Source organism: Kineococcus halophytocola (assembly GCF_041276425.1).
Taxonomy (GTDB): domain Bacteria; phylum Actinomycetota; class Actinomycetes; order Actinomycetales; family Kineococcaceae; genus Kineococcus; species Kineococcus halophytocola.
The window spans coordinates 1-14993 of record NZ_JBGFTU010000008.1; the positions used below are offsets into that span (position 1 = coordinate 1).

A 14993-nucleotide genomic window follows, 5' to 3' on the forward strand; every position below is an offset into this window, starting at 1 on the left:
CGAGTGTTTCGCGTCCATTGTGTGGTTCTCGGGAGAGAACCCTTGTGTTCGATCCTGGCCTGTGTGGTCCGGTGGTCATAGCGGTGGGGAAACGCCCGGTCTCATTCCGAACCCGGAAGCTAAGCCCGCCTGCGCCGATGGTACTGCTCGGGAGACTGGGTGGGAGAGTAGGTCACCGCCGGCCACTCATCTTTGGTGAGTGAGTACGTGGTGGAGGGGAGTGGCACCGCCTGCGGGCGGGGCTGCTCCCCTCTTCTGCGTTCTCAGGGATTTCGGATGCGGCGCGACTACTAGCAGCGGTGGTTTCGTCCCGCAGTACCGGCTCATCGTCCTACCGGATGTCCTCGCGGCTATCGTCCCCCTCGTGGCCGCCTTCTTCGTCGTGCAGCAAGTCCTGACCGACTACGCCGAGCAGGTGGTCCGCTGATGGGACGGACCGTCGCACGCGCCGCCCGGCCGGAGGAGCAGGAGGAGACCGGCGCCCTGGTGGGGGCTGCCTTCTCCGCCGACCACTCGCGACGCCGCGCGTCGGACGGTCCCGGCACTGAGCGGTTCCTGCACCGGGTGGTGGCGGACGAGGACACCGGCGAAGTGGCTCTTCACGATCGAGGGTGTAGCCGGGGTCTGAACCCTCCGGCCTCCAGCAGGCTGCGGGCGATGTAGTTCGTGAGGTTGCGGAACCCCAGGGCCGACCCGCGCAGGTGCTCCAGTCGCCCGTTGATGGCCTCGGTGGGGCCGTTGCTGGTGCCAGGCCGGTCGAAGTAGGCCAGGACGTCAGCGGCGCGCTGGTTCAGCGTCCGCCCCAGTCGGCGGACCTCACGCAGTGCAGTCGGGATCCGGCCTCGCAGCGAGTCGATGAGCTCGCCCATCGCGGTCCTGCCGGCCGCGCGGTCGGGGTGGCGGTAGGCGGCGATCATGCGCTGGTAGACCGCCCAGGTCGCTTCGACCTCGACGTGGTCGTCCCCGCCGGCGCCGTGGCCGAACAAGGCCCGCAGTCGGGTCCTCTGCCGGTCGGTGAGCAGGTCGGAGCCGGTATGCAGGACCCGCCGTGCTCGATAGAGGGGGTCGTCCTTGCGGCCTCGGTGGCCGTGCAGTTCTTGCTGCCGGCGTCGGCGGACGTCGTCGTCCCCCGCGAGCGGGAGGTGCCCCCAGGCTTGCCCGGCCAGGCGCACGACGTGGAAGGGGTCCATCACCGTCACCGCGTCGGGCAGGTGCGTGGTGGCGGCGTTCTTGAAGCCGGTGAACCCTGGGGGCACCTCCCGCTTGCGGGGGACCATGGCGACGACCTCGACGGCATCGCGCCAGTCCTTCGGTCGAGCCTGCAGCCAGGTGGAGAACGCCTGCTCAGAGCGGCCTTCGACCATGTCCAGCAGCCGGGCTGGACCTGTGCCGCAGCGGATCGGGGTCAAGTCGATGATGACGGTGACGTACTTGTCGCCGAAGCGGGTGTGCCGCCAGACGTGCTCATCCACGCCGATCGCGCTGACCTCGTCGAAGCGGTGCGGGTCGGCGATGAGGACCCGTCGTCCTTCGGCCAGGACGGCGTCGTTGGCGCAGTTCCAGCTCACAGCCAGGGCCTCGGCGATGCGGGCGATGGTGAGGTGCTGGCAGACGATCGCGGTCAGCGCCCACCGCAAGCCACCCCGGGACAGCTTCGCGCGAGGTTCAGCTGCGGCGGTGGTGTCTTGACGCCAGGTGAGGCCGCAGCCGGTGCAGCGGTAGCGGCGGACCCGCACGTGCAAGATGGTGGGCCGCCACCCGAACGGGGCGTGGGCCAGGTGGCGGATCACGGTGCCGATGGGGCGGCCCTGACAGCCGCAACGGTGGCACCAGTCATCGGGCTCGAGGACCCGGCAGTCCAGAACGGCCCGGCCTGGTTCGAGGCGTTGGCCGGTGACGATCAGACCGAGGTCGTCCAGACCGGTGAAGGTCGTCAGGTCAGGGGTGGTGAAGGTAGCGTCGGGCACGTCGAGGTCTTTCAGATGGTGCTGGCGTAGGAACCTCCATCATCAGGGAGGCCTCGACCCCTACTCCGACGCGGTTCCGGTCAGCCCGCTACACCCTCGATCGTGAAGAGCCGGTTAACCTGCCTGCCGTGAACGACATCCCCGGTCTGTCCCGCAGCGCGTTCGGCTCGACGTCCTTCGGCGGCGCCGAGGAGAGCGACCGGCTCATCACCTCGGCGGACAACCTGCTGGGCAAGGCCTCCCGTGCGCTCGAGGCCGGGGACGAGGAGAAGGCCCGTCGTCTCGTCGAGCGGGCGATGGCCCTGCCCGTCGACGAGCACGAGGGCGTCCACCCCGCCTGGTGGTCGTCGCACATGGCGTTGCACACGCTCGTGGTCGACGCGATCGAGGAGTCCGAGGAGAACGACCACCGGTGGTTGTCCGCCGCGGAGGCGGTCCTGTCCGGCGACGACGGTCCCGGCGCGGTGTCGCTGCGGGGAACGCTCGGCAGCGCGGGGGAGAGCGTCGGCCTCACGCCGCACGAGGCCCGCCGGTGCACCGAGCTGGGTGCCGGGCACTCCGAGGACGACCGCTGGGACGCCCCCGCGTCGGAGATCACGGCCGCCGCCGTGCTGGACGTGCTGCGCGTCGCGCAGACCTACCGGGAACAGCTGACCGCGTCCTGACGGTCAGCCGTTCTGCGCCGTCCACGCGGCGTGCAGCCGCGAGTACGGGCCGCCGGCGTGGGCGAGTTCCCTCGCCGGGCCCACCTCCACGACGCGACCGGAGTCCACGACGACGACCGTGTCCGCGGCCTCGGCCGTCGACAACCGGTGCGCGATGGCCACCGAGGTGCGGCCGGACAGGACCCCTTCCAGCGCCCGCTGCAACCGGACCTCCGTCGCCGGGTCCACCGACGACGTCGCCTCGTCGAGGACGAGCAGGTCCGGGTCGGCGAGGTGGGCGCGGGCCAGGGCCACGAGCTGGCGCTCGCCCGCGGACAACCGTTCCCCCCGCTGGCCCACGGGAGTTCCCAGACCCTCGGGCAGACCGTCCAGCCAGGCGGTCAGGCCGAGGTCGGCGAACGCCTCCCGGACGTCGGCGTCGGTGGCTCCGGGGCGCCCGCGCCGCACGTTGTCGCCGACGGTGGTGTCGAAGAGGAAACCCTCCTGCGGGACGGCGACGACGCGGCGGTGCAGTTCGGCCGAGGGCAGGTCGCGCGCGTCGACGCCGGACAGCAGGACCTGACCCTCGACCGGGTCGACGAGCCGCGTGATGAGCCGGGACAGCGTTGTCTTGCCCGAGCCCGTCTCCCCGACGACCGCGGTGCGCGACCCGGCCGGGAAGTGCAACGTCACCCCGGCCAGGACGACCGCGGCCGACCCCGGGTAGGAGTACGCGACGTCCTGCACCCGCACGTCGACCGGCCCGTGCGGCAGTTCGCGGGGTTCGGCCGGTTCGGGCACCGAGACGGGGGTGTCGATGAGGTCCACGACGCGCCGCCAGCCGGCCAGGGCGTTCTGCAGCTCGTTGAGCACCTCGGTGGCGGCCTGCACGGGCCCGACCCACAACTGCGCCAGGAACAGGAACGCCAGCAACCGCCCCAGGGTGATGTCCCCGTCGATCCCCAGCAGCGTGCCGACGACGATGACGAGCGCCACGACCAGGCCGGAGACGAACACCCCGGAGGAGAACGTCACGGCCGTCGCGGTCTGCGCCTTCACGGCCTGCTTGCGGTGCGCCTCGATCGCGGCGTCGATCCGCGTCCACGACCGTTCCGAGGCGGCGTGCGCGCGGATCACGTCGGCGCCGACGACGGTCTCGGACACCGCGGCGAGCAGGTCGCCCATCCGGACCCGGACCGCCTGGTAGGCGCGGGTCACCGGCCGCTGCAACCGCTGCCGCGCCAGCACGAGCGGCACGAAGCAGCCGAGGACGACGAGGGCGAGCTGCCAGGAGTAGAAGAACATCACCGCCGTGGCGAGCAGCACCTGCCCGGCGGACAGCACGAGCACGAGCATCCCGGTCTGCAGGAACGTCGAGATCGTGTCGACGTCGCTCGTCACCCGGCTCACGAGGGACCCGCGGCGCTCGCCGCTCTGGGTGAGGACGGCGAGGTCGTGGACGTGGCGGAACGCCCGCACGCGCAGGCTCGCCAGCCCCGCCTCCGTCGCGCGGAACAACCGGACGTTGACGATCCACGCCGTGCCCGCCGTCACGAGGACGACGAGCGCGGCGACGGCGCACAGCAGGACGATGCGCCCGACGTCCGGGCCACCCTCGGCCTGCACGCCGGTGTCGACGGTCTGCTGCACGGCGACGGGCACGGCGAGCTTGCCGAGCGTCGTCGCGGCGGCGATGGCCAGGGTGACGCCGATGCCCTCGGCGAACTCCGGGGTGAGTTCCCGGGCCCGCGCGATGACGCCCCGGTCGACGGTGCTGGTCTGGACGCTGGTCTGGACGCTCACGCGACACCCTCCTCGGCGGCCCGGTCCGCGGCGGCGCAGGCGTAGGCGGTGACCAGTTCCCGGTACCCCTCGTCGCGGGCGGCGACCTCGTCGGCGGGCCCGCGGTCCACGACCCGGCCGTGGTCGAGGTGCACCACCTCGTCGGCCAGGGCGATGGTGGCCGGGCGGTAGGCGACGACCACGACGGTGGTGCCGGTGCCGGACTCCTCCAGGCCGTCCAGGACGGCGCGTTCGACGGCCGGGTCCAGGGCGCTGGTGGCGTCGTCGAGCACGAGCAGGCGGGGTTGGCGCACGAGCGCGCGGGCCAGGGCCAGGCGCTGGCGCTGGCCGCCGGACAACGTCGAACCCCGCTCGCCGACGAGCTCGTCGAGGCCGTGGGGGAGGGCGGCGACGAAACCGTCGGCGCGGGCCAGCCGCAGCGCCTGCCAGACCTCCTCGTCGGAGACCTCCAGGCCGAGGGCGACGTTGCCGCGGATGGAGTCGTCGAAGACGAACGTCGACTGCGGGACGAGGGCGGCGGCCCCGGCCACCTGCCCCTCGGCCAGGCGGCGGACGTCGACGCCGTCGAGGAGCACGTCCCCGGAGGTGGGGTCCACGAGCCGGACGAGCAGCCCGGCCAGGGTCGACTTGCCCGACCCGGTGCCCCCGACGACGGCGACGGTGGCGCCGGCGGCCACGTCGAGGGTGACGTCGGTGAGGACCGGCGGCGGCTCGGGGTGGGTGACCCCGGGCTCGGCGAGCGGGTCCGCGGCGGGGGCGGGGTGGCGGTAGGACAGGCCCGTCGCGGTGACGGTGAGCGGCCCACCGGCCGGCGCCGGGTGCGTGCCCCACTCCGTGCGCGCCTCCTCCTGCAGCACGTCCTGCACGCGCGTGTCGCCGGCGACGGTGCGGGGCAGGTCGGCCAGCAGCCAGCCGAAGGAGCGGACGGGGAAGGCCAGCAGGCTCAGCAGGTAGGCGATCTGGACCAGGTCCCCGACGTCGGTGGCCCCCGAGGCGACGCGCGCGGACCCCACCACCAGGACCAGCAGGGTGCCGAGGGAGGGCAGCGCCTCGATGACGGGGTCGAACGCGCCGCGCGTGCGGCCGGCGGCGACGTTGGCGTCGCGCAGGCGCTCGGCGTCGGCGCGGAAGCGGGTGACCTCGTCGTCGGCCAGGCCGAGGGTCTTGACGACCAGGGCGCCCTCGAAGCTCTCGTGGGCGGTGGCCGAGACCTCCCCGCGCAGGCGCTGCACGTTCACGACGAGGGGGGACATCCGGCGCTGGTAGACGATGTTCGAGGCCAGCAGGGCCGGCACGACGAGCAGCCCGACGGCGGCGAGGACCGGGTCGGCGGCGACCATGGCGAGGCCTGCGAACAGGATGAGCACGGCCGTGCCGAGGGCGAACGGCAGGACCATCGTGGCCTGCCACGTCGCCTCGACGTCCGAGCTCGCCGTGGCCAGCAACCGGCCCGCGGGGTGGGCGTGGTGCCAGGACAGGGGCAGGTCGAGGTAGCGGCGCGCGAGCAGGCGCCGGTACCGCGCCTGCAGCGCGAAGGTGAAGGCGCCGCCGAAGATCCGGCGCAGCAGCACCGAGCCGACGAGGACCAGGGTCACGCTCATGAGCGTGGCGCCCGCGAGCCAGACGTCGCGGGCGGTGACCGACCCCGAGCCCGTGAGGGCGGGGACGACGACGTCGCTCGTCACCCGGCCCACGAGGAAACCCGAGAGGGCGTTGCCGCCGCCGAAGATCACCGAACCGACGATCGCGATGCGGAAGGGGCGGGGCTCCTCGCGGATCCCCCGGGCCAGTGTTCGCACGCCGTCGAGGAACGTTCCACTCACTGCCTGAGCCTTTCACAGGGAAAGCGCTTCCGCTCCGGCGACGAGGTCGCGGTCCGGGTGCGCGGTCGGGCGAGGAGGTCGAATGAACCCCTTGACCATCGATCGTGCACGATCTACGGTCGATGACATCACGAACGGCTCGACGAGGAGCAGGCGCCGACGGCGACGCCCGAGGAGGTGAGGACCGTGCCGCACCCCGCAGGACCCCTGGTCACGACCACGACCACCCTCAGGAAGGCTGTCTACGATGACGTCCGTGGAGCAGACGAGGACCCGGCGGGCACCGGCGCCCAGCCGCCAGATGCTCGCCGACCACGTCTACGACGCCGTGCTGGACCTCCTCATCGACGGCGAGCTCAAGGCCGGCGCGGCCCTGGGCATCGACGGCCTGGCCCGCGAGTTCGGCGTCTCCCAGACCCCCGTGCGCGAGGCTCTGGCCCGGCTGGAGTCCACCGGGCTCGTGCGGCGCACCGCGCTCAAGGGGTACCGGGTGGCGCCCGTGGCGACCCCGGAGGAACTCGTCCGCCTCATGCAGGCCCGGCTCGTCCTGGAGCCGGCGCTCGCGGAGATGGCGGCCACCCGCCTCACCCTGCAGGTCCTGGGCGATCTCGAGCAGGCCGTGCGCGACCTGGCCACCGCCCCGCTGGGGCCCTCGTTCCACGAGTTCCGCGAGTACTGGGCGGCCGACGAACGCTTCCACCGCATCATCGCCGAGGCCACCGGCAACGAGTTCCTCCTGTCGGCCTACCGGGCCCTCGGCGGTCAGATCCAGCGCTTCCGCCTCTTTGGCGGCGGGGGCGTCACCGACTCCGAGCACTGCGTCGCCGAGCACACCCGCGTCCTCGACGGCCTGCGCACCGGCGACCCCGCCACCGCCCGGGCGGCGATGGCCGCCCACATCACCGAGGCGCGCGAGCGCGCCCTCGGGGCGTACGACGCCCCCGCCTGAACCACCCCCTCACCCCGAGCGTCCGGTCGTCCCGCGCGGCTGGACCCTGCCCGGAAGGCGAACCATGAGCACCGGCACCACGCACAACCCCGGACTGTCCTCCGACACCAACCACTTCCCCCGCTCGGCGCCGAGCGACCCGGCCGCCCCGCACGTGGAGTCCGCCACCGTCGTCGTCGACGCGGCCAGCGACCGCGGACCGCTCACCCGGCTGTGGGAGAGCATCGGCTACGACGAGATCAACTGGACGTACACCCCGACCGGGCGGACGTTGCTGAACACCTTCGGCGAGCTGTCCCCGCGACCGTTCCTCGTCCGCCCGCACTACGTGTTCTGCTCCGGCACCGGTTTCGGCCTCCCGCACTGGGGCAGCGGGAACGTCTACCACGAGGACGCCGACGGGAACCCGTCCTACGACTTCACCATCGCCGACCAGACCTACGACGCCATCGTCGGGGCCGGCCACCACGTCCTCATGGAGATCGCCTTCACCCCGCGCGACCTCCTGCCGCCGGAGGCCGACGAGCTCGCCGTCGTCCCGAGCCCCACCGTCTACAGCAACTACGAGGCCGGGGCCTGGGCCTACCCGCCGAGGGACTACGAGAAGTGGCGCGGGCTCGTCGCCGCCCACGTGCAGCACTGCGTCGAGCGCTACGGCGTCGCCGAGGTGCGCGAGTGGCTGTTCGAGCTGTGGAACGAACCGGACATCTTCTACTGGAAGGGCACCCCGGAGCAGTTCTGCGACCTGTACCGGGTCACCGCCGAGGCCGTGCGCAGCGTCCTGCCCGACGCGAAGGTCGGTGGCCCCGCGGTGACCGGCGGCGGGGTGGAGTTCCTGCGGACCTTCCTGACGTACACCTCCGAGCACGACGTCGCCCTCGACTTCGTCTCCTTCCACACCAAGGGGTCGGCGTTCACCCCCTGGCGCGTCTACGGGCCCACGGGCGGGCCGGCGCCGGAGAAGCAGAACCCCTCGACGCACAAGATGCTCTACGAGATCCGCCGCATGCAGCGCGTCGTCGCGGAGTTCCCGCAGTACCACGGTCTGCCCGCCGTCGTCGACGAGTGCGACGCCGGTGTCCCGGCGCACTACAGCGTCTACGACAACGCGAACTTCCAGTTCCAGAACACCGAGTACTACCCGGTGTTCCAGGTGAAGCTGTTCAAGAAGATCCTCGACCTCAACGAGACCGAGACCGTCACCGTCGAGCAGGCGACGTCCTGGAGCTTCTACTTCGAGGGGGAGCGGTACTTCGAGGGGACCCGCGCGTTCCTCACCGCCGGGGGGATCGAGAAACCCCTGCTCAACGCCTACCGCATGGTCTCCCGCCTCGGTGGCCGGCGCCTGACCGCGACCTCGGACGCCATGAGCCCGCCGGCGGACCTCGACGCCGGCGACGGGCGCAGCATGGGCGAGGAGGTCGACACCCTGGCCTCGGCCGACGCCGCGGGCCGCGTCGGCGTCCTGCTCTGGCGGCACACCGACGACCAGTACCACGAGGACACCCGGTCCACCCCCGTCGCGCTGCGCGTGGAGAACCTGCCCGACGGCACGTACTCGCTGCACCACCACCGCATCGACGCCACCCACAGCAACGCCCACACCGCGTGGCGGGACCTCGGCAGCCCGCAGGACCCGACGCCGGAGCAACTGGCCGCCGTCAAGGCCCGGCAGGGCCTGGAGGAGCTCGAACCCGCCCGCGACGTCACCGTCAGCGGCGGCACGTTCGCGGCCACCGTCGAGCTCCCGCTGCCGTCGGTCTCCCTCCTCGTGCTGGAACCGCGGTGACCGCCCCGGAACTGGACGCCGTCCGGCTGCTGGACGGCGTCGCGGTCCCGCAGCTCGGGGTCGGGGTGTTCCAGGTCCCGCCGCAGGACGCGCAGCGCGTCGTCGAGGACGCCCTCGACCTGGGCTACCGGCACGTCGACACCGCGGCCGCGTACGTCAACGAGGCCGGGGTCGGGGCGGCCCTGGCCGCCAGCGGCCTGCCCCGCGAGGACGTGTTCGTCACCTCCAAGCTGCGCAACGGCGACCAGGGGTACGACTCGGCCCTGCGCGCCTACGACGACACGTGCGCCCGGCTGGGCCTGGACCAGCTCGACCTGTACCTGGTGCACTGGCCGAACCCGGCCGCCGGCCGCTACGCCGACAGCTGGCGGGCCCTGCGGCGGCTGCACGACGAGGGACGGGTCCGGGCGGTGGGTGTCTCGAACTTCCTCGTCGAGCACCTCGACGCCCTGGACGGGGTCCCGGCGGTCAACCAGGTCGAACTGCACCCCACGTACCAGCAGCGCGACCTCGTCGCGGCCTGCCGGGACCGCGGGATCGTCGTGGAGGCGTACTCCCCGCTGGGGCAGGGCGCCGACCTCGCCGACCCCGTCGTCGTCGGCACCGCCGAACGTCACGGCGTCACCCCCGCCCAGGTGGTCCTGGCCTGGCACCTGCAGTCCGGGCACGTCGTCATCCCCAAGTCCAGCCGCCGGGAGCGGCTGGCCGAGAACCTGGCCGCCGCCGAGCTGGTCCTCACCGAGGACGAGCTGGCCGCGGTGGGCTCCCTGGACCGGGGCCACCGGACCGGCGGGGACCCGGCCACCTTCTCGCTCAGCCAGATCCGGTAGGGAGGAGAACCCGATGGCGAGAACGATCAGCCCACCCCCGGCCGTGGCCCCCACGGACCTCGCGACCTCAGGACGCCGCCGGCGCGGGATCGACACCCGCCGCCAGACCCTCTGGATCTGGGCGTTCCTCACCCCCACCGTCGTCCTGTACGGCCTGTACACGCTGTACCCCATCGTGGCCAGCTACTGGTACTCCCTGGTGGAGTGGAACGGGTTCTCCTCCGGTCAGCGGTTCGTCGGCATCAGCAACTACCAGGCGGTCCTGGCCGACCCGGCGTTCTGGTCGTCGGTGCGGATCACCCTGGTCTTCATGCTGCTGGTCGCCCCGGCCCGCATCCTGCTGAGCCTGCTGCTGGCCATGCTGCTCAACTCCCCGAAGCTGCCGCTGCGGAACCTGTTCCGCACCGTCTACTTCCTGCCCGTCGTCACCACGACCGCCATCGTCGGGGTCGTCATGCAGTTCGTCTTCGACCCCGCCAGCGGACCGTTCACCGCCTTCCTCAAGGCCCTCGGCGCCGACAGCGGGATCGACTTCCTCGGCGACTCCGGGACGGCGCTGGCCACGGCCGCCGCGGTGTACGTCTGGAAGTTCTTCGGCATCACGATGGTCTACTGGCTCGCCGCGCTGCAGACGATCCCGGCCGACCTGTACGAGGCGGCCCGCATCGACGGCGCCGGGGCGTTCGGCATCTTCCGGTACCTCACGCTGCCGCTGCTCATGCCGTTCCTGCTCATCATCACCGTCCTGACCGTCGAGGACACGTTCCACGCCTTCGACCTCATGCAGACGATGACCGGTGGCGGGCCGTTCTTCTCCACCGAGATCATCGAGATCTACATCTACCGCTGGGCGTTCAGCGCCTCCATCCCGCAGCTCGGCTTCGCCTCCGCGGCCGCCGTCCTGTTCGGGCTGTTCGTCATGGTCGTCGGGGCGCTGCAGGCGTGGGCGCTCGTCGTGGCCCGTCGCGGCCGGAAGGAGCTCTCGTGACCACGCTCACCCGTCCCGCTCCGACCCCGACCCCGGCCGGGGACTCCCTCGGCCGCCGGGTGGCGCGCCGTGCCCCCTGGTGGGGGGTCCTGGTGCTGCTGGCCGTCCTGGCCGTGGTGTGGGTCTACCCCTTCGTGTGGATGGTCTCGGCCTCCCTGAAGAGCTCCCTGGAGGTCTTCACGGCCGGGCTCGGGCTCGTGCCGGAGGAGTTCGCCTGGGAGAACTACTCCCGCGCCTGGACCGACGCGAACTTCGGCCGCTACATGGTGAACACCGTGATCCTCACGGTCTCGACCGTCGCCATCGTCGTCGTCCGCTGCGCGCTCGCCGGGTACGTCCTGGGCCGGTACCGGTTCCGCGGCCAGAAGCTCGTCCTCGGGATCCTCGTCGCGACCCTGTTCGTCCCGACCGGCTACACGATCATCCCCATCGTCAAGCTGTCGATGGAGCTGGGGCTGCTGAACTCCCTCACCGGGATGGTCCTGGCGCTGTCCGGGGCGGCGAACGTGTCCGCCATCCTCATCTACGCCGGGTACTTCCGGCAGCTGCCCAAGGAGCTGGAGGAGGCGGCGACGGTCGACGGGGCCGGTTTCGGGCGCGTGTTCTTCCAGATCATGCTGCCGCTGTCCATGCCCGTCACCGCCACCGTGGCGCTGCTGACGTTCCTCGCCACCTGGAACGCGTTCTTCCTGCCCCTCGTCTTCTCCTTCAGCGACCCGGACCTGCGGACCCTGTCGGTCGGCATGCAGGCCTTCGTGGGGGAGAACGCCACCGACTGGTCCGGCATGGCCGCCGCCGGTGTCATCTCGATCCTGCCCATCGTCGCGCTGTTCCTCTTCCTCCAGCGGTACTTCGTGGAGGGCATCGCCGGAGCCGTCAAGTCCTGAACCACGCGATACCCCACGCGACACCCGACGCGACACCCCACCCGCACGACCACTCTCGACGAGGAGAACCGTCATGCCCCAGATCTCGCGCCGTTCGCTGCTCGCCGGCGGCGGTGGCCTGTCCGCCCTGGCCCTGCTCACCGCCTGCGGAGGCGGCAGCGGCGGCGGCCCCGGAGCCGCCGCGTCCCTGCGGTGGTGGGACCACTTCAGCGCCCTGCAGAAGTTCCACGCGCAGTGGGCGCAGGAGCAGTCCCAGGAGCTCGGGGTCGCCATCGAGTACACCTACAACGACGTCACCCGCTCCACCGAGGCCCTGCAGCTGGCCAACCAGAGCCGGCAACTGCCCGACATCTACAGCAACGTCGTCGGGTTGCCGCTGCCTGCGCTGGTCGAGGAGGGGTGGCTGCACGAGATCACGCTGTCCGACCAGGCCCGGGCAGCGCTGCCGGAGGGGGCCTACGCCGAGGGCATCACGACGATCGACGGCAAGCTCTACGGCCTGCCCCTGTTCGCCTACCAGCAGTACGCGGCGGCGCACTGGTTCAACGTCGACGTCGTCAGCGCCGCGGGGCTGGACCCCGAGGCGCCCCCGGCGTCCTACGACGAGTACCGGGCCAACCTGGAGAAGATCAAGGGGTCCGGCGACGTGGCCCCCATGGTGCTGGCCCTGGGCGGGGTGGCCCGCATGCGCGAGCAGATCGACGACCTGGCCCAGGCCGCCGGGTTCCCCGGGTTCCAGGGGGCGACGTACACGACGGGGGAGTTCGCCTACGACGACGACACCTACGTCAACGCGATCGAGTTCTGGAAGGAGCTGAACGACTCCGGGCTCATCCTCCCCGGCAGCGGCAGCCTCACCGTCGCCGACGCCCGCACCCGCTGGGCCTCCGGTGTGGCCGCCTACTTCCCCGACGGGCCCTGGTGCGCCGGTGGGGCCAGGAACGTCGTCCCCTCCTTCGTCGACACGATGGGGGTCGGACCGATCCTCACCCCCGACGGGTCGGAACCGACGACGTACCGCGGGACGCCGGCGGCGCAGTTCTTCATCGCCGGGAACACCGCGAACCCCGAGCAGGCGAACGCCGTCATCGAGTCCATGACGACGACGGAGTACCAGAAGGGCCTGGCCGCCGGCATGGACCAGCCGCCCTTCGACCTGTCGGTCGTGCAGTCCGCCGACGTCGTCGAACCGTACAAGCAGTTGTGCAGCTGGTTCGCCGACACCGTCAAGCGGGCACCGGAACCCATCGTCCGCAACCCCGCGATCGCGCAGGTGCAGGCCGCCCAGAAGCCCGTCAGCCCGCACCTGGGCGACATCGTCCAGGGGTACCTGGGCGGGGACGTCACCGACCTGCGCAGCGCGCTGCGCGACCTCAACGCCCGCTCGAACGCCGACCGGGACCAGGCCATCGCCGCCGCCACCGCGGCCGGGGCGCAGGTGTCCACGGCCGACTACGCCTTCCCGGACTGGCAGCCCGGGCAGGACTGGGAGCGCCCGGCGTCGTGATCGGAGCCGTGGCCGGAGCCGGGGGTCAGGAGGGGGAGAAGACGGCGCGCAGGCAGCCGTCCTCCTTCTCCTTGAAGATCCGGTAACCCTCCACCGCGTCCTCCAGCGGCATCCGGTGGGTGGCCAGGAACGAGGTCCGCAGCTCGCCGTCGGCCAGGTGGCGCAGCAGGCGCGGGACGTACCGCTGCCCGTGCTGCTGCGCCGCCCGGATCGTCAGCCCCTTGTTGAGGACGACGCCCGTGGGGAAGGAGTCGGTGAGCCCGTAGACGCCGAGCACCGCCACCACGCCGCCCTTGCGGCAGGCCAGGACGGCCTCGCGCAGCGGGGTGGCCCGGTCGGTCTCGGCGCGCACGGCCTGCTTGGCGCGGTCCACGACGCTCTGCAGCCCCGTGCCGTGGCCCTCCATCCCGACGGCCTCCACGACCGCGTCCGGTCCCCGGCCCCCGGTGGTCTCGCGCAACGCCTCCTGCACGCTGTCCGTGTCGGAGTAGTCGATCGTCTCGGCGCCCACGTGGTCGCGGGCGGCAGCCAGCCGTTCGGGCAGGCGGTCGACGACGATGACGCGCTCGGCCCCCAGGATCTTCGCGCCGGCCGCGGCCATGAGGCCGACGGCGCCGGCACCGAACACGGCGACGGTGTCGCCGGGGGAGACGTCGCAGAAGTCGGCGCCCATGAACCCCGTCGGGACGGCGTCGGAGACGAACAGCGCGGACAGGTCGTCCACGCCGTCGGGGACGGGGAAGCAGTTCACGTCGGCGAAGGGGACGCGCACGAACTGCGCGTGCGAGCCGGCGTAGCCGCCGAAGGGGTGGGTGTAGCCGTAGATGCCGGCCGAGGGGTAGCCGAGCAGGGGTTGCTGCGCCGCGGCGTTCGGGTTCGTCGTGTCGCACAGGGAGTACATCTGCCGGTCGCAGTACCAGCAGTTCCCGCAGGCGATGAAGGACGGGACGACGACGCGGTCCCCGACCTTCCGCTCGTGCACCTCCGGGCCGGCCTCGACGATCGTCCCCAGGAACTCGTGGCCGAACACGTCGCCCTCGCGCATGCCCGGCAGGTAGCCGTCGATGAAGTGCAGGTCCGAGCCGCACGTCGTCGTCAGGGACACCTCCAGGACGACGTCGCGGGGGTTGAGGACGTGGGGGTCGGGGACGGTCTCGACGGCGAGGTCGTTGACGCCGTTCCACACGAGGGCGCGCATCAGCGGTCCTCCTCCCGGGTCGTGGGCTGGGGGCCGAGGGTCGGGATCTCGCCGGTCTGCAGCAGGGCCCGCAACCGGTAGAGGACCGTGAACTCGGCGGTGCCGCCGGGCAGCTGCGACCGCGCGCGGACCTGCGAGCGCGTCCCGTCCGGCGTGGGGGTGACGGTGAACTCGGCCCACACCTCGACGGCCCGTGCGGTCCCGCCCTCGGTGTCGTCCTCGGGTTCGGCGACGTCCTCGGGGGTGGTCCGGGCGAAGGTGAGGCCGTCGACGGACTCCGAGAGCGTCGTGACGACGTGGTCGGCACCGAGGGCCCAGGTGTACCGGGACCCCTCGGCCGACACCGTGCCGACGTCCCCGAGCAGTCGCGACAGCACCTCGGGGTCGCGCAGCGCGGCGAGCACGCGTTCGGCCGGGCGTTCCACCGTGAGCGTCTGGGAGGACGACGCCGGTCCCGTCCCACCGCCGTCACCGTCGTCGCTGCGGTGGACGTGGGCCAGGGCGCGGGTGGCCGCGTCGCGGGCGCCGGCCAGGACGGTGCGGGGCAGGGCCACGGGATCCTCCAGGGGCGGGTCGGGACGGCGGACCGGCGCCGGTCCGCACCGGTT

General features: G+C 72.2%; 12 protein-coding genes and 1 rRNA gene. 8 read left to right on the forward strand and 5 right to left on the reverse strand.

The features are described 5' to 3' along the window. Positions 1-67 precede the first annotated feature (67 nt). A 5S ribosomal RNA gene (rrf, locus tag AB2L27_RS08180) occupies positions 68-184 on the forward strand. A 415-nt stretch (positions 185-599) separates the two neighbouring features. Here rrf and AB2L27_RS08185 read toward each other — a convergent pair. Continuing rightward, on the reverse strand, positions 600-1967 hold the full coding sequence (locus AB2L27_RS08185; RefSeq protein ID WP_370440990.1) for an ISL3 family transposase: 1368 nt from the start codon (positions 1965-1967) through the stop codon (positions 600-602). A gap of 128 nt (positions 1968-2095) precedes the next feature. Between AB2L27_RS08185 and AB2L27_RS08190 the strand changes: the two genes are divergently transcribed. Then, positions 2096-2632 (forward strand): hypothetical protein, encoded by a 537-nt coding sequence (locus tag AB2L27_RS08190; protein ID WP_370440991.1) that lies wholly within the window; start codon positions 2096-2098, stop codon positions 2630-2632. 3 nt (positions 2633-2635) lie between these two features. Here the strand turns inward: AB2L27_RS08190 and AB2L27_RS08195 are convergent, their stop codons facing one another. Both AB2L27_RS08195 and AB2L27_RS08200 read right to left on the reverse strand, forming a co-directional pair. After that, positions 2636-4414: an ABC transporter ATP-binding protein gene (locus AB2L27_RS08195; RefSeq protein ID WP_370440992.1), complete on the reverse strand. Its 1779-nt coding sequence runs from the start codon at positions 4412-4414 to the stop codon at positions 2636-2638. Next, the gene (locus AB2L27_RS08200; protein WP_370440993.1) at positions 4411-6237 is read right to left on the reverse strand and encodes an ABC transporter ATP-binding protein; all 1827 of its coding nucleotides are present in this window, start codon (positions 6235-6237) and stop codon (positions 4411-4413) included. The genes AB2L27_RS08195 and AB2L27_RS08200 overlap by 4 nt, the downstream gene beginning before the upstream one ends. Positions 6238-6484: 247 nt before the next feature. Between AB2L27_RS08200 and AB2L27_RS08205 the strand changes: the two genes are divergently transcribed. From AB2L27_RS08205 to AB2L27_RS08230, 6 genes are all read left to right on the forward strand, one after another. Then, the gene (locus AB2L27_RS08205) at positions 6485-7186 is read left to right on the forward strand and encodes a GntR family transcriptional regulator (RefSeq protein WP_370440994.1); all 702 of its coding nucleotides are present in this window, start codon (positions 6485-6487) and stop codon (positions 7184-7186) included. Between the two features lie 64 nt (positions 7187-7250). Next, positions 7251-8975: a GH39 family glycosyl hydrolase gene (locus AB2L27_RS08210; protein ID WP_370440995.1), complete on the forward strand. Its 1725-nt coding sequence runs from the start codon at positions 7251-7253 to the stop codon at positions 8973-8975. Next, the gene (locus AB2L27_RS08215) at positions 8972-9805 is read left to right on the forward strand and encodes an aldo/keto reductase (RefSeq protein ID WP_370440996.1); all 834 of its coding nucleotides are present in this window, start codon (positions 8972-8974) and stop codon (positions 9803-9805) included. Before AB2L27_RS08210 ends, AB2L27_RS08215 begins: the two co-directional genes overlap by 4 nt. Before the next feature lie 13 nt (positions 9806-9818). Continuing rightward, the gene (locus AB2L27_RS08220; protein WP_370440997.1) at positions 9819-10793 is read left to right on the forward strand and encodes a carbohydrate ABC transporter permease; all 975 of its coding nucleotides are present in this window, start codon (positions 9819-9821) and stop codon (positions 10791-10793) included. Beyond that, positions 10790-11680 carry a carbohydrate ABC transporter permease gene (locus AB2L27_RS08225; RefSeq protein ID WP_370440998.1) on the forward strand — a complete coding sequence of 297 codons (891 nt, stop codon included), beginning with the start codon at positions 10790-10792 and terminating at the stop codon, positions 11678-11680. Before AB2L27_RS08220 ends, AB2L27_RS08225 begins: the two co-directional genes overlap by 4 nt. 73 nt (positions 11681-11753) lie before the next feature. Next, positions 11754-13187: an ABC transporter substrate-binding protein gene (locus AB2L27_RS08230; RefSeq protein WP_370440999.1), complete on the forward strand. Its 1434-nt coding sequence runs from the start codon at positions 11754-11756 to the stop codon at positions 13185-13187. Positions 13188-13212: 25 nt separating this feature from the next. Here AB2L27_RS08230 and AB2L27_RS08235 read toward each other — a convergent pair whose 3' ends face one another. Both AB2L27_RS08235 and AB2L27_RS08240 read right to left on the reverse strand, forming a co-directional pair. Continuing rightward, positions 13213-14385, reverse strand: a complete 1173-nt coding sequence (locus AB2L27_RS08235) for a zinc-dependent alcohol dehydrogenase (RefSeq protein ID WP_370441000.1) — start codon at positions 14383-14385, stop codon at positions 13213-13215. Then, positions 14385-14939: a hypothetical protein gene (locus tag AB2L27_RS08240; protein ID WP_370441001.1), complete on the reverse strand. Its 555-nt coding sequence runs from the start codon at positions 14937-14939 to the stop codon at positions 14385-14387. The genes AB2L27_RS08235 and AB2L27_RS08240 overlap by 1 nt, the downstream gene beginning before the upstream one ends. Positions 14940-14993: the final 54 nt, after the last annotated feature.